This window comes from Mesorhizobium waitakense (assembly GCF_056431085.1).
Genome location: NZ_JBWKME010000053.1, coordinates 50,385 through 68,126, shown reverse-complemented (window position 1 = coordinate 68,126; position 17,742 = coordinate 50,385). Strand labels below are relative to the sequence as shown.

Below are 17,742 nucleotides of genomic sequence, written 5' to 3'. Positions count from 1 at the left end.
AAGACCATGAGCCTTGCCGACGTGAAATACCTGCTGGAAACCCCGGCGCATGACCTCCAGATCGAAGCCATCAACGACGAAGCCTTCGGACCCGGCCGCTTCGTGCTGGCCGCCTACAAGATCCGCGAGGCTGGCGGGCACGAACGCTCGCTGTCGTTCGTCGCCGTCGACGGCGACCTCGTCGTCGCCTCGGTGCGCATGACCCGCATCGCCGCCGGTGCCGGCCGCGCATTGATGCTTGGGCCGCTTGCGGTGCGGCCAGCCTTCAAGAACCTCGGCATCGGCCGTCGGCTGGTTGCGATCGCGCTGGAGGCGGCCGCCAAGGCCGGCGCGCCCGCCGTGATGCTGGTTGGTGACGAGCCCTACTACGGACCGCTCGGTTTCAAGCGCATTCCGCGCGGCCAGATATCGATGCCGCGCCCCGTCGATCTTGACCGGCTGCTGTCGCATGAGATCGCGCCGGGCGCGGTCGCCAGGCTTTCGGGCGAGGTCTGCCACGCCGATCAGGCCAGGGTTGGCGACCATATAGCAGCGATGGCTTGACCTTCCCCGCCGATCTGGCGCCTGATCCGTCCCACTGTCCCTGAGATTAAAAGGATGTCGGCATGAACCCGAATGGCCAGATCGCGATCATTACCGGCGGCGGCTCCGGTCTTGGCGAGGCAACGGCGCGCGCGTTGGCCGCCAAGGGCGCGCGCGTCGCCATCTTCGATGTCGGTATCGATCGCGCGGCGAAGGTCGCGGCCGAGATCGGCGGTATTGCCGTCCAGTGCGACGTCAGCAACGCCGATAGTGGGACTGCCGCTCTTGCCGAGGTCGCGGCCAAGCTTGGCGAGCCGCGTATCCTGGTCAATTGCGCCGGCATCGCCATCGGCGTGAAGACGATCGGCAAGGATGGCCCGCATCCGCTCGATCAATACCGCAAGGTGATCGAGGTCAATCTGATCGGCACGTTCAACATGATCCGCCTCGTCGCCGACCGTGCCGCGAAGCTCGATCCGCTGCAAGGCGGCGAGCGTGGCGTCATCGTCAACACCGCCTCGGTCGCCGCCTATGACGGCCAGATCGGCCAGGCCGCCTATGCAGCCTCCAAGGGCGGCGTCGTCGGCATGACATTGCCGGTGGCGCGCGATCTCGCCCGTTCCGGCATCCGCGTCTGCACCATCGCGCCCGGCATCTTCAAGACGCCGATGATGGCCGGCATGCCGCAGGACGTGCAGGATTCGCTGGGCGCCGCCGTGCCCTTCCCGTCCCGTTTGGGCGAGCCATCCGAATATGCGGCGCTTGCCCTGCACATCATCGAGAACCAGATGTTGAATGGCGAGACCATTCGTCTCGACGGCGCCATTCGCATGGCGCCGAAATAGCCGGTCATGAGCGCCGGTCTGTCAGCCGGGAAGACCGGTCCGCTCGCCGGACTGAAGGTGATCGAGATGGCCGGGCTTGGTCCCGTGCCGCTGGCCGGCCTGATGCTGTCGGAGATGGGCGCCGAAGTTCTGCGCGTCGAACGGGCGGGGGCGAGCCGGCCTCTCCCGTCGATGTCGGATGAATACAACATCGACCGTCACGGCCGCGCCATCCTGCGCCTCGACCTGAAACGCCGGGAAGGCACCGATCTGATGCTGCGCCTTGCCGAAAAGGTGGACATGTTGCTCGAAGGGTTTCGCCCCGGTGTCATGGAGCGGCTGGCGCTCGGCCCGGAAGCGGTGCTGGCGCGCAATCCGGCGCTGATCTACGGCCGCATGAGCGGCTTCGGCCAGGACGGGCCGCTCGCAGGCCGCGCCGGCCACGACATCACCTACCTTGCCTATTCGGGCCTGCTGCACGCAGTTGGCCACGCCGGCGGCCGTCCCGTCCCGCCGCTGAACCTGATCGCCGACTATGCTGGCGGCGCCATGATGCTGGTCGCCGGCGTGCTGGCCGCCCTTTTCCAACGTTCGCGCACGGGCAAGGGCGAGGTCATCGACGCCGCGATGGTCGAAGGCGCCTCGATGCTGGCGGTACCCCTGCATGCGCTCATGGCGGCCGGCTTGTGGAGCGACAGGCGCGGCGCGAACCTGCTCGATTCCGGCGCCCCTTTCTACGACACCTATGAGACATCAGACGGACGCCATGTCGCCATCGGCTGCCTTGAGCCGCAATTCTTCGCCGAATTCGCCAGTCTGCTGCCGCTCGACGAGCGCTTTGTACGCGGCCAGTACGACAAGGCACTGTGGCCGCCGATGCGCGCGGCCATTGCCGAGCGGGTCCGGCAGAAATCGCGTGACGACTGGGACCGGCTGTTTGCCGAAACCGATGCCTGCGTTGCCCCCGTCCTGTCGCTGCAGGAGGCGAAGCATCACCCACACAATCGGGCGCGCAATGCCTTTGTAGCGGCGGGTGGATTTGAGCGCCCGGCCCCGGCGCCGCGTTTCTCCGGCTCGCGGCCGACAGTTGCGACCAAGCCCGCCGACAACGATCTCGTCCCGTCGACGGCGCTTGCACGTTTCGGATTCTCGAAAAACGAGATTGACGACCTTGTCAAATCCGGTTTTTTTGACAGATAAGCGGAGAAGGAAGATCAACTTATTGTGGTGATGCCTTTGGACGAACCGAAGAAGGACGTGATCCGCGAGACGGATGCCGAGGCGATCCGAATGGCCAAGACACTTCTGCGCAGCGCCCGCTTTGGTGCGCTGGCGGTCATCGAACCTGAGACAGGTTCGCCCCTGGCCAGCAGGGTCGGCGTGGCCACCGACATCGACGGCGCGCCGCTGATCCTGGTCTCGATGCTCTCGGCGCACACCGGCGCGTTGCTTGCCGATGCGCGCTGTTCCCTGTTGCTTGGCGAACCCGGCAAGGGCGACCCGCTGGCGCACCCGCGCCTGTCACTGGTCTGCCAGGCGAAACGGCTTGAGCGCGGATCGAGCGAGCACGCCCGTTGCGAGCGCCGTTATCTCAACCGCAATCCCAAGGCGAAACTCTACGCCGGTCTCGGCGACTTTTCGATCTTCCGCCTCGAGCCGCAACGCGCCAGCCTCAACGGCGGCTTCGGCAAGGCCTATCAGCTCGGTCGACCGGATCTGCTCACCAGTGGACCGATCGTCGAGGAGCTTACGGCGACCGAACAATCCGCCATCGGCCATATGAACGCCGACCATCTCGACGCGATTGCGGTTTATGCACAGCATTTCGCGAAAGTGTCCGGCAACGGCTGGATTATTGCCGGATTCGATGCCGATGGCATGGATCTGGTGTCGGGTGACGATGTTTGCCGTGTTTTCTTCCCGCAAACTTTGCAGGCGGCACGCGAATTGCGGCCTGTTCTGGTCGAAATGGCCAGAAACGGACGGACCGCGACCGACGCGGAGACTGGGCTTAATTACATTAGATAAAAAGCAACACTTGAGATTTGAAGGAAATGCTCTACCTTTTGTCAGTGACGCTGAATCGCAGCGGCCATACGCAACTGAGTTTATGGAATCAGATGCCATTGCCCCCATGGCGTCAGGATGAACAAAAAGCATGGGGGATCGATGGTCTCGTCTAAGCTAATCGCAAATGCCGGATCGGCAGCCGAATTTCTCATGCTGATGGGCAATGAGAAACGGCTGTTGATCATGAGCCATCTGATCGACGGTGAAATGTCGGTCGGCTCCATCGCCGAGAAGGTGATGCTCAGTCAATCCGCCCTGTCGCAGCATCTGGCCAAGTTGCGGGCGCTGGACCTCGTCGACACCCGTCGCGACCGGCAGATGATCTACTATTCCTGCAAATCCGATGCCGTGCGCGAACTGCTCGGCATGTTGGACGGCATTTTCGGCAGCGGCAAGGAGGACCTCTCCCAGATGGCGCACCGTTTGCGCCGCGCCGGAACCTGACCGTCCTGTAGCCTCTTACCTCGCAACGCTTTCAGGCATTGTGCGTCCATGCGGGCGCACAGAGGTGGTAGCTGATCGTCCTGAATTGTCGCATCGTGGTTCCCAGCCAACGGTGAGCGCCGGCAATCCGTGCGGATTTTCGGGCTGCTGCGGTGACCACGAGGAACGCATGGATCCCATTCGCATCGACGACCCGCAAGACCCGCGCGTTGCCGCCTACCTCGATATCCGCGAGCGTGACCTCGCTGGCCGGCAAGGCCGCTTCGTCGCCGAAGGCAAGGTGGTGCTCGACCTGCTGCTCTCGTCTGGGCGTTTTGGCCCCGAATCGGTGCTGGTCCTGGAAAACCGGCTGGCCGGCCTCGAAGGCATCCTGAGCAAGGCGCCGGCGGACCTGCCGGTCTATGTCGCCACCGGTGCGGTGATGGATGCAATCGCCGGGTTTCATATGCATCGCGGCATCCTGGCCATCGGTCGCAAAGGAACGCCGCAGTCCGCCGAGGCCTTGCTCGATGCCTTGCCGGCCCAAGCGCTGGTCGTGGTGCTTGTCGGCATCGCCAACCACGACAATATGGGTTCGATCCTTCGCAACGCCGCCGCCTTTGGCGCCGATGCGGTACTCATGGATGCGACATGCTGCGATCCGCTCTACCGCAAGGCGATCCGGGTTTCCGTCGGTGCGGCGCTCAAAATTCCCTTCGCGTCGTTCACCGACGCCGCCGGCTTCACGGCAACGCTTGACCGCCGCGGCTATGGCCAGTTTGCGCTGTCGCCGAGCGGGCACACCGACATTCGCGATGCGCCGCGGAGCGAGCGCCTTGCGCTCTATCTCGGCACCGAGGGTGAAGGCCTCCCCGCAAGCCTGATCGCGCGCTTGCAGACGGTACGGATCACCATGTCGGAGGGCTTCGACAGCCTGAACGTCGCCGCGGCGTCAGCCATCGCGCTGCATCATTTCTCGGCAAACAGGAACTGATTTCAGCTTGCTGCGTCCGTCTCCTGCAGCGCCCGCACGCGATCTGCAAGGCTGCGCTCACCGTTGCCGGAGCGTGCATCCGACGGTACCGCCAATGCCTTGGCGATCGGCGAATCAGGTCCCTCGAGCTTGGCCGTCAGATGGACGACCTCCGCTGCCAGTTCGTTCATCTGCTCGCGCAAGGCGGAGCTGCCATCCGCGGGATTGGACACGACCAGCGCGGTCAAATCCGCCTTCAGCTGCTTGTTCTCGCGCGCCAGCACCGTCAGCCTCGCCTCGAGCCGCTCACGGTCGCTGTCGAGCTTGGCGATAGCCTTGTCGACGTCATCGCTCTTGGCGACATCGCCGCCCCTGCCGACCAGGCGCAGAGCCGGCGTGCTATCCTCGGCTTTCGACTTTTCTCGCAGCCGCGCCAGTTCCTTTTCGCGGCGGTCTAGCTTGTCCTCGCGATCGGCAAGAGTGGCCAGCAGCCGTTCGACCTTCTTGTCGAGGTCGGCGGTCTTTTTCTTCTCGGCTTTCACGGCATCGCGTGCAGCCTTGCTTTCGGCCGCGATCTCCTGGCCGCGCCTGTCCGCCTCCTTGCGCTGGCCGCGCAGCAACGCAATGTCGCTCGCAAGTTTCTGCATCTCGGATTCGCGCGCCACGAGTTCGATCTGTCGGCTGCTGGAGGAGAAGCTGGCGTCGTCATACATGCTCTCCAGCTTTTCAAGCTCGAGCGCGCGCTTCTCCAGCTTGCGTTCAGTTTCCTTGAGCCGGTCCGACAGACGGTGCAACTCGTCCTCGCGCTGCCGCAGCATTTCGCTCGTGGCCCCCAGTTCGCTCAGTACCTGGTTCTTCTCCATGCGCTCGATCGCCACGCCCTTCATCGCCTCGTGGCCGCGACTGATCTCGACGAGCTGTTCGGCCACCTTCTCGCGCAACGCCTTGACGCTGATTTCGAGGCGGCGCGTCGACATGGCGTACTCGGCGCGAACGCGATCCTTGTCGGCTAGGATCTCGGTTTGCGTCAGAGGTATCGAGGCTTCGATGCGCTTGCGCGTCAGGGCGACGGCGCGGCGCCATATGGCCGGAGCAATCATAAGCGCCAGGAAGCCGGCGCAGAGAAAGCCGAGGACGAAGAACAGGACCGATTGGACCAAGTGACTACCCGTTGTGGACGGCAACCGCTAATGCTGGACTGTGCCACGTTGACATGGCGGAAATCCAGCGTTGCGGCAAGGCTTTGCCGCAACGGAACGGGATTAGCTCAGAACGGATTCCACGTGGCGCGTTCGGTGAGCTTCAGATAGCCGAGATTGACGCCGAGCCGGGCACCGACGCCGGTGCGGATCGGCACCAAAAGCACATTGTTGTTCTTCAGCACGTTGAAGCCAACGCCGGCCACCACATAGGCCGAACCGGCGACGCCGCCATAGCGGTTGTAGAGGTTGCTCACATCGTCGAGATTGTAGACCAGCATCATCACCCGCGACCCCTCGCCGCCGAAATCCCAGCCGAGCGACGGGCCTTGCCAGAACACTTTGTGATCGCCGGCATTCTTGGTGTAGAGCGTGCCTTCGCCATAGGTCAGGCCGCCGATCAGCGCGCCCGAGCCCTCTTCGCCCAGCAGATAGCCGTTGGGCAGTCCGTAGGAAGCAAAAATCTTCTCGATAACCGTGGCCAGCCCGCCCGATGTCGCGCCGAAGAACTTGTGCCCGGAATCGACAATCTCCTGAGCGGTGTATTCCTGGGCCCGCAGGGCCGAAGTCGAGAAGACGAGAACGCCCATGAGCGCTATCGCCATTGAGATGACACGGAGAAAGCTCCGGTCTTGGACGACACGGACAAAAGTCCGGTCCGGGATGACACGGAAAAAAGTCCGGTCGCAGAATCGGGAAAACATGCTTCCAATCTCCGTCAGGGAGCACTTTCGCCGACGCCTCACACCCCGTACGGCTCTTTTAGCCGGCCGTTAAGGGTAACTGTTACGGGCAAACTATGCCGTAATCCTTTTTCAACCATTAAGCTCCCACATGAACATGGCGGTTCAAAGGCTGTTTGGGACGCTCAGGTGGGTCGGCAGCCTGTGTGAACACGCCATTTGCCACCACAATTTCGGATTTGTTGCCGCACGCACGGGCGCTGTGTATTCAGGATGCCCGAGGAGAGTGCGTGATTCGTGTGGGCAGGCGACGAATCGATCGCTCGGCCATAAGTTATGAAATTTTGCAGGGATTTTCGCCGATGGCCGATCTGTTTGCCCTTTCCGCACCCGATCTGGCGGCACTTTTGTGCAGCCGGGTGTGCCACGACATCATCTCGCCGGTCGGCGCGATCAACAACGGGCTCGAACTGCTCGACGAAGGCGGCGCCGACGAGGACGCCATGAAGCTGATCCGCCAGAGCGCCCGCAACGCTTCTGCCCGCCTGCAGTTCGCCCGCATCGCTTTCGGCGCCGCCGGGTCGGCCGGCATGCTGATCGATACCGGCGATGCCGAAGCCGTCGCCATCGCCTTCCTCAAGAACGAGAAGCCGGAACTGAGCTGGAACGGGACCCGCGCGCTGCTGCCCAAGAACAAGGTCAAGCTGCTGCTCAACTTGCTCCTCGTCGCCAACGCCGCCATTCCGCGCGGCGGCAAGCTTTCCGTGACGCTGGAAAACCTCGAAACCGAGCCGCGTTTCGCGCTTGCGGCGAGCGGCCCGATGCTGCGCGTGCCGCCGAAATTCCTCGAGCTGCATTCCGGCCACAAGCCGGAGGAACCGATCGACGCGCATTCCGTGCAGCCCTATTACACGCTGCTCCTGGCGCGCGAAGCCAACATGACGATCTCGATCCACGCGACGCCGGAAGAAATCGTGCTTTCAGCCGCCTGAATCCACGTCATTTCCCTAGAGAAGCGAAGTATTCCGATCCGCAATACCTGCGGTGGCGCTTCGATCGAAGTGAGATGAGCTTCACCTGGCTGGTCGGGCCGAAGCATTGCGAAGAACAGCCCGCAAACGGCATCTTTGCAAAAATTTTACCTAAACGCTTTTCGGCTTCTTTACCAGATTGGCCTATGGTGCCTTTCGGATGCCCCGACACTACCGGATTGCCAACAGGCAAAAGGACCCGGAAATGAAACGCTGCATGTTCGTCGACGATTCAAGTGTCATCAGGAAAGTTGCAAAACGCATCCTTGGCGGCTCCGACATGGTTGTCATCGAGGCAGCCAGCGGACTTGACGCGCTGGAGATGTGCGCTGCCGACATGCCCGACATCATCGTCGTCGACGGCGCCTTGCCGGACGTGGCGGCGGTCGATCTCATCCGCCGCGTGCGCGCCATGGAGAGCCCTGTACGGCCGCAGATCCTGATTTCACTGGTCGAGCTCGATATCGCTTCGATCATGCGGGCCAAGCGCGCCGGCGCCCAGGGCTATCTCCTGAAGCCGTTCAACCGTCCGCAATTGCTCGAGCGTTTTCGCACCCTGAAGATCGCCGCCTGATTCGGGCGGCCTGGCGCAATCTTCCAGGAAAAATGTGTGACGGTTTTCCGTCCAAAATTGCGTCAAAACAAATAGTTATCAGCCCATCACGAAAAAACCCGGCCGGAGCCGGGTTTTTTTGTCGAAGAAAAGTTCGGACGCTGCTCGCCGCTCAGGCGCTGACGCGGATGTCTTCCGGTTCGCGCAGCACATAGCCACGACCCCAGACCGTCTCGATGTAGTTCTGACCGCCGGATGCCGCGTCGAGCTTCTTGCGCAGCTTGCAGATGAAGACGTCAATGATCTTCAGCTCGGGCTCGTCCATGCCGCCATAGAGATGGTTGAGGAACATTTCCTTGGTCAGTGTGGTGCCCTTGCGCAGCGAGAGCAGCTCCAGCATCTGATATTCCTTGCCGGTGAGGTGCACGCGCTGGCCGCCGACTTCAACGGTCTTGGCGTCGAGGTTGACCACCAGGTCGCCCGTGGTGATGACCGACTGGGCATGGCCCTTGGAGCGCCGCACGATGGCATGAATGCGGGCGACCAGCTCATCCTTGTGGAACGGCTTGGTCATGTAGTCGTCGGCGCCGAAGCCGAGGCCGCGTACCTTGTCCTCGATGCCGGCCATGCCGGAGAGGATGAGGATCGGCGTTTTCACCTTGGACAGGCGAAGCGTTCTCAAGACTTCATAGCCAGACATGTCAGGCAGGTTGAGATCGAGAAGGATGATGTCGTAGTCGTAGAGCTTGCCTAGATCGACACCCTCTTCACCGAGATCGGTCGTGTAGACATTGAAACTTTCCGATTTCAGCATCAGTTCGATGCTTTGTGCGGTTGCACTGTCATCTTCTATCAGCAGAACACGCATTTCATTCCCCTTTTCTGCTGCCGGACCATTTCACGACCCGTCCGGACCCGGAGCAGTGGTTGCCTTGTGCAGAGGCTGCCATTAAATGGTTAACAAAACCTAATTTCCCGTCCACTACGGTACCAGATTTTTTAACCTCTTTCTACACCCTCTTGAATCTAATAACGAATCCCAGAACCCAATTCCTAATGCAACACATTAACAACCTGGACTAAGCGACTCCAGAGACTCATTGACGCGGCTCCCGCATCGGCGGCCGGAATTTTTACCCGGCCTTAAGTCCTGAGCCGTATGATTAACAATGCCCGTAAACGAATGGTTACCGCCGGCAAAAAACTTTAGGGTTTTGTTTCCTATAGTTCGGGGAAAGCCGGTGGACACGGGCAAGGCCTGGGCCTTTCCAGGCGGTTTGGACGATATGTGCAGGTGTGCGTTTCCGGGAGTACCGAATCATGAAGTCACGTGAAAACCTCGTTCGGCTGAAACAGTTTCAGGTGAATGAGAAGCGGCGGCAGCTGCTGCAGCTCGACATGATGATCGCCGAGTTCGAACGCATGGCCGTCGAACTGGAGCTTCAGATCACCGCCGAAGAAAAGAAAGCCGGCATCACCGACATCAACCATTTTGCCTATCCGACCTTTGCCAAGGCGGCGCGTTTGCGTCGCGACAACCTTAGAAATTCGCAAAGCGACCTCGCCCACCAGCGAAGCACTGCCGAATCATTACTCGGCGAAGCTGAAGCGGAGCTTTCCAAGGCTGAGATGCTCGAATCACGCGACAACAAGATTCGCGAGGCCGAGGTCGGCGGCCGCAGCGCCATGATCGGCTAAAGTCCGGCCTGTCCGCGTCGGCGCTTGCCGGCGAGCACAAAATTCCGCTTCCGGCCTTTGCCGGACGGCTACGAAAGGCTCGATTGAAGCTGGGCGGCCCAGTCGCCCTCATTTTCAGCAGTCGCCCGCGCCCTGGCCTCCTTGATGTCCGGCGCATGCTGTTCCGACCAGGACCTGATCTGGTTGAGCAGTCCCGCCAGGTTCTGGCCAAGCTCGGTCAATTCATATTCGACGCGCGGCGGAATGACCGGGAAGATCTCGCGCCGTACCAGACCGTCGCGCTCGAGCACGCGCAATGTCTGCGTCAGCATCTTCGGCGTGATGCCTTCGAGCTTGCGGGCAAGCTCGCCATTGCGCAACCGGCCTTTGCGCAGCGCGCAAACCACCAGATAGACCCATTTGCTGGCCAGCATCTCGAGCACGGTGTGCGAAGCACACGTCCGCCGGTATGCATCATAGCCTAAAGGAGACTTGTCATCACTATCCATGGGGTACCTATATATCACGAAGGTACATACTGGACAAGAGACTATTACTATCCAAATGATAGTGTCACCCACCAAGCAGGAGACATCCCATGCGTGCCGTTATCCAGAATTCCGTCGGCGGACCCGACGTCCTTGTCATTGCCGATCGGCCCGACCCTACGCCAAAAGCGGGCGAGGTGCTGGTCCGTGTCAAGGCAGCCGGCATCAATCCGGTCGATGGCGCCGTTCGCGCCGGCCATTATCCCCTGCTCGGCGAGCCGCCCTTCATCCTGGGCTGGGATATCTCGGGAACCGTCGAGGCGCTGGGCGCCAGCGCCACCGGTTTCAAGGTCGGCGACGAGGTGTTCGGCATGCCGCGCTTCCCCAAGCAGGCCGCCGCTTACGCCGAACTGGCGGCTGTGCCAGACGATGAGATCGCGCTGAAGCCGAAGGGCGCCGACCACATCGAGGCTGGCGCATTGCCGCTGGCCGGCCTCACCGCCTGGCAAGGCCTGGTCCGCCATGGCGGGCTGAAATCAGGCCAGCGCGTGCTGATCCACGCGGCAGCCGGCGGCGTTGGCCATCTGGCGGTGCAGATCGCCAAGGCGCGAGGCGCCTACGTCATCGCCACCGCCAGCCCGCAAAAGCTCGATTTCGTCCGCTCGCTCGGCGCCGATGAGGTTCTCGATTATACCAAGGGCGATTTCGCCGACACGGTTGGCGACATTGATCTCGTGCTGGAGCCGATTGGCGGCGACCATGCCGATCGTTCGCTGAAGGTGGTCAGGAACGGCGGCGTGCTGGTGTCTTTGCTGAACGTGAATGACGCCACCAGGGCGCAGGCCAGCGCGCGCGACATAAGGGTCGAGCGCATGTCGGTGGTGCCTGACCGCCAAGGCCTGCTGGAACTTGCCCGGTTGATCGATGCCAAAAAGCTCGCCGTCCATGTGGCGAAAAGCTTCCCGCTCGAGCAGGCAGGTGCGGCGCACGCCTTTCTTGCCACCAAGCCGATCGGCAAAGTGGTGCTGACGGCCTGAGCGCCAAAAAGACTCGCTTTAAAACAAAAGGGCGCGGAGTGCCGCGCCCTTTGATCTTTTGTTCTGACCGGCTCGATCTCAGTGTTTGAGCAGGATCTTTTCCGAAAACCGGATTCCACTTTTCGGGATGATGCCCTAATGCCGGTATTGCTGGATGCGCGTGGTGCGCAGACCGGCAAGGCCATATTCGTCGATCGACGCCTGCCAGGACAGGAATTCCTCGGTGGTGAGCTTGTAGCGCTGGCATGCCTCTTCAAGGCTCAAAAGCCCGCCGCGCACCGCCGCAACCACTTCCGCCTTACGCCGGATAACCCAGCGACGTGTATTCGTCGGCGGCAGATCGGCAATCGTAAGAGGGCTGCCGTCAGGCCCGATAACATACTTGACTCTCGGTCTAACCAGATCGGTCATCGTACTCTCTACAAAAAACTCAAAGACCCAATCCCCGCCACGTTACCGCCACAGCTTTAAAAATTGCCTAAGCAGACCCTAATGACTAGGTAAGGATCATGAACGCCGCGTTAGTCTTTTCGCCGGCATTTGAAACATCAGCAGGGAAGCGCAGCAGCGGCGCGGAAAAATCTCTCAATTCGCCGGAACCGGTCGCTGCCTGTCGATCGGCCCTGCAAGCTGGCGTAGCCGGAAAGCTTGACCTATATTCGCGTCATTGGCATTCAGGCGCCGCGCAGAACGAAAGAACCATGAACAGCCTCGATCTTCCCGGACGTCCCGAAAACACCCGCATCGTCGTCGCCATGTCGGGCGGTGTTGATTCATCGGTCGTCGCCGGCCTGTTGAAGCGGGAGGGCTATGACGTCGTCGGCGTCACCTTGCAGCTCTACGACCATGGCGCGGCAACCCACCGGGCCGGTTCATGCTGCGCCGGGCAGGACATCGACGATGCGCGCCGAGTGTCGGAGACTCTCGGCATTCCCCACTATGTGCTCGACTACGAGGAACGCTTCCGCAAGGCGGTCATCGATCCCTTTGCTGAAAGCTACGTCGCCGGCGAGACGCCGATCCCTTGCGTTTCCTGCAACCAGACGGTGAAGTTCGCCGATCTTCTGGCCACCGCCAAGGAGCTTGGCGCCGACGCGCTGGCCACCGGCCATTATATCCGCTCCGGCGCCAATGGCGCCCACCGCGCGCTTTTCCGGCCGGTCGACGCCGACCGCGACCAGAGCTATTTCCTGTTCGCCACCACACAGGCGCAGATCGACTATCTGCGCTTCCCGCTCGGTGGCCTGTCGAAGCCGCAGGTTCGCGCCATCGCCGAGGAGATGGGGCTGACGGTTGCCGCCAAGCAGGACAGCCAGGACATCTGCTTCGTGCCGCAGGGCAAATATTCCGACATCATCGCCAAGCTGAAGCCGGCTGCTGCCAATCCGGGCGACATCGTCCACATCGACGGCCGCGTGCTCGGCCGCCACGAGGGCATCCTGCGCTACACGATCGGCCAGCGCCGCGGCATCGGCATCGCTTCCGGCGAGCCGCTTTACGTCGTCCATCTCGACGCCGACCGCGCCCGCGTCGTGGTCGGCCCGCGCGAGGCGCTTGAGACGCACAAGATCTATCTGCGCAACATGAACTGGCTGGGCGACGGGCCGCTGGCCGATGTCCCCGCCGGTGGCCTGGAGCTGTTCGCCAAGGTCCGTTCGACCCGCCCGCCCCGCCCTGCCGTGCTGCATCACCGCGCTGGCGCCACATGGGTGGAACTGGTCGACGGCGAGTCCGGCATCGCGCCCGGACAGGCCTGTGTGCTCTATTCCGATGACGGCAACGAGGCGCGTGTGTTCGGCGGCGGCTTCATCGAGCGTTCGGAGCGTGGCGCCGAGGCCGAGGCCATGCTGACGCGGCTTTCCGCCAGGCCGGCGCAGATCCCCGCCGAGTAATCCGCTACCCGCTCAGAGACTGTTTCGAAATTCGCGCCGGCGAGTGACAGAGTCCAAACGGTCTCTCAGGAATTGGGCGTGGTATGCGTGACCGTCCCCGCGGTCAGGATGCGCAGCACCCTGATCGCTTCCTCGCCGCTGGTGCGCGGCTCGGCCCGTGTTTCGATGCACTGGATGAAATGCTCCAGCTCACGCGTCAGCGGCATGCCCTGGGCAACCGCGACATAGGACGGCTCATTGGTGGTGAAGGCCCATTGGCCGCTGTCCTGCCACACAGCGTGGCGGTAGACGGCAAGCTTGCGTTCCCATGGTTCGACGTCGTCGAACACCGCCATCGCCTTGGTGCCGACCACGGTCAGCCGCCGCTCGCGGTAGGGATTGAGCCGCGAGGTGAAGAGATGGCTGCGCAGGCCGTTGGGAAAGCGCATGTGCAGATGCGCGAAGTCGCTGAGATTGTCGAGCAGTGCGGCGCCCTCGCCGCGCACCTCGATCGGCTCGGTGCCGGTGATCGCCAGGATCATCGACAAATCGTGCGGCGCCAGGTCCCACAGCGCGTCGTTCTCGGTGTGGAACTTGCCGAGGCCGAGCCGATGCGAATGGATGTAGCGGACTTCGCCGAGTTCGCCCTTGTCGATCAGCCCCTTCAGCGTCTCGAAGGCGGGATGAAAACGCAAGACATGGCCGACCATGAAGACGCGGCCATTGTCCTTGGCCGCCTGCACCGCGCGCTCGGCGTCCGGCACCGTCAGCGCGATCGGCTTCTCCACCAGCACGTCCTTGCCGCTCTCGGAGGCGCGCACCGCGAGGTCGGCATGGAATTGCGGCGGCAACGCCATGACGATGGCGTCGATATCGTCACGGACGAACAGCTGGTCGGGCTCGATCGCCAGGCAATCCTGCTCGCTGGCGAAGCCTTCGGCGCGAGCCCGGTTGGCGTCGGACACCGCGTGCAACGCGCCGAGCGCCTTGAGGGTGCGGATGTGGTTGCTGCCCCAGTATCCGCAACCGAGGACTGCAATGCGCGGTTTCATCTGTTTCAACTCTTAAAACTCGTGGCCGAGACATAGCGACGTGCCCCTACGAACTCAACCCCGGCGGCAGCAACCAAATGTCTGCGCGGCAAAGCTTTTCGACAATGACAATAAGCCGGCGCGCCGGTTGCTTCGAAGCTTGACAGGCTCGCCCTCCCAACCTTATATCCGCGCGACCTTGGCGAACGCCCCCGACATGCCTTTCGATTTAAGGCGGATTTCGGGCCTTTCGCCGCCCTGGCGGGGTAGCTCAGTTGGTTAGAGCACGGGAATCATAATCCTGGGGTCGGGGGTTCAAGTCCCTCTCCCGCTACCATCACTTTCAATAGCGAAATCAAAAGCTTGATCTTGGCCGGCTTGGCCATATGCCGGTTGTTTATGTCGCGCCATGTTGCAAACCGCTACCGTTGATTTCCAAGGGTTTCCTGCGACTATCGGCAGGTCCACGCGACATGAACGCGACATGCGGGTAGGAACAGCAATGGAGCGGACCTCGAGCCATCGACCGGCGCCGAGGGTTGGCGCACGTGGCCCGACCGGCTGAAAAGGCTAGTCACTGCAACCGCAGTCGCTCGCACCAGGGCATCAGGATCATCGGCGGGACGTCTGCGCCGGATCCGCTTCAATGTCTGCGCCGCCCACATCCGACGAGGCGATGTAGCGGTGCAATGGCAGCCAGAAAACCCGGTTTGGCCGAGCGGCTAAGGCACCGGTCATGAAATTAGAATCGGTCTGCCCTTAACTGCTTGATGCTAAGCGAAATGTTCGTAGGAAAGGCTGCTTTTTCGGCATTATTTCGGCATTGGCCGTGGAAATCATGCCTAACGTAAGGATGGGCGGCCGAGTGGTTTAAGGCTCTGGTCTTGAAAACGTATGCCTGTTGGCGATTAATGCCTTGCGACACAAGGGTCATCGCTGAAAATGAGGACGAAATCTGCGCCAAATCTGCGCCCGTTCGGCAAGCGCTGGCGCAGATAACGGTGGAAGGGTGGCCGAGCGGTTTAAGGCAATGGTCTTGAAAACCATCGAAGGCGAAGTCTTTGGTGACAGCCAAGTCCTGGCCTGGTCCTGCGCTCGGGCGGGTGCGGTCCCGATTGCCGCGTTCGGCGCACAGGTTGGCGCGCCGATCACCGAAGCCGTGCGTGCGCAGATCGACGATCCAGACGCGCAACGCAGCCTATCGGATCATCGAAGGAAAGGGTTCCACCTATTACGGCATCGCGGCAGGCCTCGCTCGCGTTGTCGGCGCGATCAGGCAAAATGAGCAGGCCGTGTTGACGGTGTCGATGGTGACCGCCGAGGTGGAGGGCGTGAAGAACGTGGCGCTTTCCCTGCCACGCGTCGTTGGACGCGAGGGCGTCACCGCCGAGCTGTTCCCTGACCTCGACTACCCAAGCGAGCACGCTGCGCTCGAGCGAAGCGCCTCACACTTGCGGGGCTGTTCGATTCGGTGTCCTTCTGACCCATGCGAGGGATCGGCCATGCCGGGTGGCGCGGCGGAATTGCTCAATTCAGAAAAAGGTCCAAGCTAGTCCTTCATTATGCGGGCTGTGGTTCATTTGCCAACTGGAACTCGCTAAGCTGCGAAAGGGACTGACATGGATCAGCAGCAACTTCCGCTCAAGGAAACTGCGCTTCGCTTCGTTCGCGCCGTCAGTATCTTTGCTGGGTCCGAGGTCGGCAGCAGGGCCAAATTCCTGTTCGTCGGCCTTATCGCGCTGTTATGTGGCCTAAGCGGCCTCAATGTCCTCAACAACTACGTCGGTCGAAACTTCATGACCGCGATTGCCGAGCGTCAGTCCGCCGAATTCATCCGGCAGGCCGTCCTCTACATCGGCGTCTTTGCTGCACTCACCGTCGTTGGTGTCATTGCACGATTTGCCGAAGAAAGAGTGGCGCTGCTTTGGCGCGAATTTCTAACCCGCCGCTCAGTCGACCTCTATCTCGATGAGGGGACCTATTACCGCCTGAACGCCTCTGGGCAGCTCACCCACCCGGACCAGCGCATAGCGGATGATATCCGGGAGTTCACCGTAACCACGCTCTCCTTCGTTATCATGCTGTTCAGCAGCAGCCTCACCGTGGTGACCTTTTCCGGCGTGTTATGGTCAATCAATCCATACCTTTTCGGCGTGGCGGTGCTCTACGCCGCCTGCGGCTCCTATTTCACGTTTGCTTTTGGGCGACCCCTCATCACTCTGAATTACGACCGGCTCGATAGGGAGGCCAGCTTCCGGTCGAGCCTCATCCACGTTCGCGAAAACGCGGAGTCGGTCTTGTTGACCCGTAATGAAGAACGCCAAAAGGCGCGGCTGCTGCACAGGATTGACGATCTGGTCGCGAATTTGAGCCGGATTGTTGCTGTCAATCGCAACCTGGGCTTCTTTACCAGCGGCTACAACTGGATGATCCAGATTGTTCCGGATCTGATCATTGCTCCGGCCTTCATCAGAGGCGATATCGAATTCGGGGTCGTCACCCAGTCCGGCGCCGCCTTCGCCATGCTTGTGGGTGCGTTCTCGCTGGTTGTGAGACAATTCAACTCGATCTCGAATTTTGCAGTAGTGGTCTCCCGCCTGAGCTCGTTGCAGGAGGCCATTGAAAAGGCGCACGCTATCAAATCCCCCATTGAAATAGTCGACCAGGAAGGGCCTTTGACCTACGACAGGGTGTCGCTTACAGCGTCAAATAGCGCGCCGCTCCTTACGGATTTGTCGGTATCAATCCCGTTTGGGACCAGGGTCCTGGTCGCTGGACACGCTCACGCCGCGGGGGCGGCCTTGTTCAGGGCGACAGCCGGCATCCCGACTCCTGGCAGTGGTCGCATCGTCCGCCCCTCCAACATCCTGTTTCTGCCCCAGCGGCCTTATCTGCCGTCAGGTCCGCTTCGGCAACTGCTGGTTGGTCCAGGGCAGGAAAGCGAAACCCCGGACGACCGAATCCTCGTTGTGTTGCGTGAACTCGGCCTCGAAAAGGTCGTCGGTCAGATCGGTGGGCTAGACGGTGAGGCAGACTGGGAGAAGGCCTTGTCGCTCAGTGAGCAGCAACTCGTGGCCATTGCGAGTGTACTTCTCGCCGCGCCGAGATGTGTACTCCTCGACTGGGTTGAAATGACGTTGGACTCGGAGCAGATCAAAAAGGTGCTAGAGCTGCTGACCGCGCGTTCTATCACCGGCATCAACTTCGGCAAGGCTGAGAACGAACGCGAATTTTATCAGGCAGTGCTCGAGACTGGCGAGGGCGGCAGTTGGACTTGGACCGTCAATCCTCAGCCTTTGTCGTCACAATGAAATTGCAGCGACACTTGTGCCGGCGCTTAGATGGCCTGACGCCGACCGG

The 17,742-nt window shown here is 61.5% G+C and carries 20 protein-coding genes and 1 tRNA gene; 14 read left to right on the top strand and 7 right to left on the bottom strand.

Annotation, left to right across the window (positions count from 1 at the left end):
* Positions 1-6: 6 nt before the first annotated feature.
* From AC07FD_RS13320 to AC07FD_RS13295, 6 genes are all read left to right on the top strand, one after another.
* Positions 7-543: a GNAT family N-acetyltransferase gene (locus tag AC07FD_RS13320; RefSeq protein ID WP_478350248.1), complete on the top strand. Its 537-nt coding sequence runs from the start codon at positions 7-9 to the stop codon at positions 541-543.
* A 62-nt stretch (positions 544-605) separates the two neighbouring features.
* Entirely contained in the window at positions 606-1,367 is a 762-nt protein-coding gene (locus AC07FD_RS13315; RefSeq protein WP_095090789.1) for a 3-hydroxyacyl-CoA dehydrogenase, read from the top strand.
* A gap of 6 nt (positions 1,368-1,373) precedes the next feature.
* On the top strand, positions 1,374-2,546 hold the full coding sequence (locus AC07FD_RS13310; protein ID WP_478350247.1) for a CaiB/BaiF CoA transferase family protein: 1,173 nt from the start codon (positions 1,374-1,376) through the stop codon (positions 2,544-2,546).
* 30 nt (positions 2,547-2,576) lie between these two features.
* The gene (locus AC07FD_RS13305) at positions 2,577-3,374 is read left to right on the top strand and encodes a HugZ family pyridoxamine 5'-phosphate oxidase (protein WP_478350306.1); all 798 of its coding nucleotides are present in this window, start codon (positions 2,577-2,579) and stop codon (positions 3,372-3,374) included.
* A 141-nt stretch (positions 3,375-3,515) separates the two neighbouring features.
* The gene (locus tag AC07FD_RS13300) at positions 3,516-3,860 is read left to right on the top strand and encodes an ArsR/SmtB family transcription factor (RefSeq protein WP_095091687.1); all 345 of its coding nucleotides are present in this window, start codon (positions 3,516-3,518) and stop codon (positions 3,858-3,860) included.
* Between the two features lie 169 nt (positions 3,861-4,029).
* Entirely contained in the window at positions 4,030-4,833 is an 804-nt protein-coding gene (locus AC07FD_RS13295) for a TrmH family RNA methyltransferase (RefSeq protein ID WP_478350246.1), read from the top strand.
* 2 nt (positions 4,834-4,835) lie between these two features.
* Here AC07FD_RS13295 and AC07FD_RS13290 read toward each other — a convergent pair whose 3' ends face one another.
* A complete protein-coding gene (locus tag AC07FD_RS13290; protein WP_478350245.1) occupies positions 4,836-5,972 on the bottom strand; it encodes a coiled-coil domain-containing protein in 1,137 nt (378 codons plus the stop codon).
* 107 nt (positions 5,973-6,079) lie between these two features.
* The gene (locus tag AC07FD_RS13285; RefSeq protein WP_246461785.1) at positions 6,080-6,616 is read right to left on the bottom strand and encodes a DUF1134 domain-containing protein; all 537 of its coding nucleotides are present in this window, start codon (positions 6,614-6,616) and stop codon (positions 6,080-6,082) included.
* Between the two features lie 440 nt (positions 6,617-7,056).
* On the opposite strand from AC07FD_RS13285, the gene chpT reads away from it, so the two are divergent.
* Entirely contained in the window at positions 7,057-7,686 is a 630-nt protein-coding gene (chpT, locus tag AC07FD_RS13280) for a histidine phosphotransferase ChpT (RefSeq protein WP_095091686.1), read from the top strand.
* A 244-nt stretch (positions 7,687-7,930) separates the two neighbouring features.
* Positions 7,931-8,299 (top strand): response regulator, encoded by a 369-nt coding sequence (locus AC07FD_RS13275; protein ID WP_184874745.1) that lies wholly within the window; start codon positions 7,931-7,933, stop codon positions 8,297-8,299.
* A 151-nt stretch (positions 8,300-8,450) separates the two neighbouring features.
* Here the strand turns inward: AC07FD_RS13275 and ctrA are convergent, their stop codons facing one another.
* A complete protein-coding gene (gene ctrA / locus AC07FD_RS13270) occupies positions 8,451-9,146 on the bottom strand; it encodes a response regulator transcription factor CtrA (RefSeq protein WP_006203583.1) in 696 nt (231 codons plus the stop codon).
* Positions 9,147-9,598: 452 nt separating this feature from the next.
* Here ctrA and AC07FD_RS13265 point away from each other — a divergent pair, with 452 nt between their 5' ends.
* Entirely contained in the window at positions 9,599-9,976 is a 378-nt protein-coding gene (locus AC07FD_RS13265; RefSeq protein WP_478350244.1) for a flagellar export protein FliJ, read from the top strand.
* A gap of 68 nt (positions 9,977-10,044) precedes the next feature.
* Here AC07FD_RS13265 and AC07FD_RS13260 read toward each other — a convergent pair whose 3' ends face one another.
* Positions 10,045-10,464, bottom strand: coding sequence for a winged helix-turn-helix transcriptional regulator (locus AC07FD_RS13260; protein WP_478350243.1), 420 nt, complete (start codon positions 10,462-10,464; stop codon positions 10,045-10,047).
* Between the two features lie 89 nt (positions 10,465-10,553).
* Here AC07FD_RS13260 and AC07FD_RS13255 point away from each other — a divergent pair, with 89 nt between their 5' ends.
* Positions 10,554-11,480: an NADP-dependent oxidoreductase gene (locus AC07FD_RS13255; RefSeq protein WP_478350242.1), complete on the top strand. Its 927-nt coding sequence runs from the start codon at positions 10,554-10,556 to the stop codon at positions 11,478-11,480.
* A 135-nt stretch (positions 11,481-11,615) separates the two neighbouring features.
* Here the strand turns inward: AC07FD_RS13255 and sciP are convergent, their stop codons facing one another.
* A complete protein-coding gene (gene sciP / locus AC07FD_RS13250; protein WP_006203587.1) occupies positions 11,616-11,891 on the bottom strand; it encodes a CtrA inhibitor SciP in 276 nt (91 codons plus the stop codon).
* Positions 11,892-12,181: 290 nt separating this feature from the next.
* Between sciP and mnmA the strand changes: the two genes are divergently transcribed.
* On the top strand, positions 12,182-13,372 hold the full coding sequence (gene mnmA / locus AC07FD_RS13245; protein ID WP_477228265.1) for a tRNA 2-thiouridine(34) synthase MnmA: 1,191 nt from the start codon (positions 12,182-12,184) through the stop codon (positions 13,370-13,372).
* A 65-nt stretch (positions 13,373-13,437) separates the two neighbouring features.
* Here mnmA and AC07FD_RS13240 read toward each other — a convergent pair whose 3' ends face one another.
* The gene (locus AC07FD_RS13240; RefSeq protein WP_095081773.1) at positions 13,438-14,403 is read right to left on the bottom strand and encodes a Gfo/Idh/MocA family protein; all 966 of its coding nucleotides are present in this window, start codon (positions 14,401-14,403) and stop codon (positions 13,438-13,440) included.
* A 239-nt stretch (positions 14,404-14,642) separates the two neighbouring features.
* Between AC07FD_RS13240 and AC07FD_RS13235 the strand changes: the two genes are divergently transcribed.
* Positions 14,643-14,719 (top strand) — tRNA-Met (locus tag AC07FD_RS13235).
* Between the two features lie 405 nt (positions 14,720-15,124).
* Here AC07FD_RS13235 and AC07FD_RS13230 read toward each other — a convergent pair.
* Entirely contained in the window at positions 15,125-15,574 is a 450-nt protein-coding gene (locus tag AC07FD_RS13230) for a hypothetical protein (protein WP_478350241.1), read from the bottom strand.
* Between AC07FD_RS13230 and AC07FD_RS13225 the strand changes: the two genes are divergently transcribed.
* Positions 15,546-15,935 (top strand): hypothetical protein, encoded by a 390-nt coding sequence (locus AC07FD_RS13225; RefSeq protein ID WP_478350240.1) that lies wholly within the window; start codon positions 15,546-15,548, stop codon positions 15,933-15,935. The genes AC07FD_RS13230 and AC07FD_RS13225 overlap by 29 nt on opposite strands.
* A gap of 66 nt (positions 15,936-16,001) precedes the next feature.
* Positions 16,002-17,693, top strand: coding sequence for an ABC transporter ATP-binding protein/permease (locus AC07FD_RS13220; RefSeq protein WP_478350239.1), 1,692 nt, complete (start codon positions 16,002-16,004; stop codon positions 17,691-17,693).
* Positions 17,694-17,742 lie beyond the last annotated feature (49 nt).

Excerpts from the sequence above, each read along its gene's own strand:
- AC07FD_RS13320 (WP_478350248.1), top strand. The coding sequence starts at position 7 with ATGAGCCTTGCCGACGTGAAATACCTGCTGGAAACCCCGGCGCATGAC.
- AC07FD_RS13315 (WP_095090789.1), top strand. The coding sequence starts at position 606 with ATGAACCCGAATGGCCAGATCGCGATCATTACCGGCGGCGGCTCCGGT.
- AC07FD_RS13310 (WP_478350247.1), top strand. The coding sequence starts at position 1,374 with ATGAGCGCCGGTCTGTCAGCCGGGAAGACCGGTCCGCTCGCCGGACTG.
- AC07FD_RS13305 (WP_478350306.1), top strand. The coding sequence starts at position 2,577 with ATGCCTTTGGACGAACCGAAGAAGGACGTGATCCGCGAGACGGATGCC.
- AC07FD_RS13300 (WP_095091687.1), top strand. The coding sequence starts at position 3,516 with ATGGTCTCGTCTAAGCTAATCGCAAATGCCGGATCGGCAGCCGAATTT.
- AC07FD_RS13295 (WP_478350246.1), top strand. The coding sequence starts at position 4,030 with ATGGATCCCATTCGCATCGACGACCCGCAAGACCCGCGCGTTGCCGCC.
- AC07FD_RS13285 (WP_246461785.1), bottom strand. The coding sequence starts at position 6,616 with ATGGCGATAGCGCTCATGGGCGTTCTCGTCTTCTCGACTTCGGCCCTG.
- chpT (WP_095091686.1), top strand. The coding sequence starts at position 7,057 with ATGGCCGATCTGTTTGCCCTTTCCGCACCCGATCTGGCGGCACTTTTG.
- AC07FD_RS13275 (WP_184874745.1), top strand. The coding sequence starts at position 7,931 with ATGAAACGCTGCATGTTCGTCGACGATTCAAGTGTCATCAGGAAAGTT.
- ctrA (WP_006203583.1), bottom strand. The coding sequence starts at position 9,146 with ATGCGTGTTCTGCTGATAGAAGATGACAGTGCAACCGCACAAAGCATC.
- AC07FD_RS13265 (WP_478350244.1), top strand. The coding sequence starts at position 9,599 with ATGAAGTCACGTGAAAACCTCGTTCGGCTGAAACAGTTTCAGGTGAAT.
- AC07FD_RS13260 (WP_478350243.1), bottom strand. The coding sequence starts at position 10,464 with ATGGATAGTGATGACAAGTCTCCTTTAGGCTATGATGCATACCGGCGG.
- AC07FD_RS13255 (WP_478350242.1), top strand. The coding sequence starts at position 10,554 with ATGCGTGCCGTTATCCAGAATTCCGTCGGCGGACCCGACGTCCTTGTC.
- sciP (WP_006203587.1), bottom strand. The coding sequence starts at position 11,891 with ATGACCGATCTGGTTAGACCGAGAGTCAAGTATGTTATCGGGCCTGAC.
- mnmA (WP_477228265.1), top strand. The coding sequence starts at position 12,182 with ATGAACAGCCTCGATCTTCCCGGACGTCCCGAAAACACCCGCATCGTC.
- AC07FD_RS13240 (WP_095081773.1), bottom strand. The coding sequence starts at position 14,403 with ATGAAACCGCGCATTGCAGTCCTCGGTTGCGGATACTGGGGCAGCAAC.
- AC07FD_RS13220 (WP_478350239.1), top strand. The coding sequence starts at position 16,002 with ATGGATCAGCAGCAACTTCCGCTCAAGGAAACTGCGCTTCGCTTCGTT.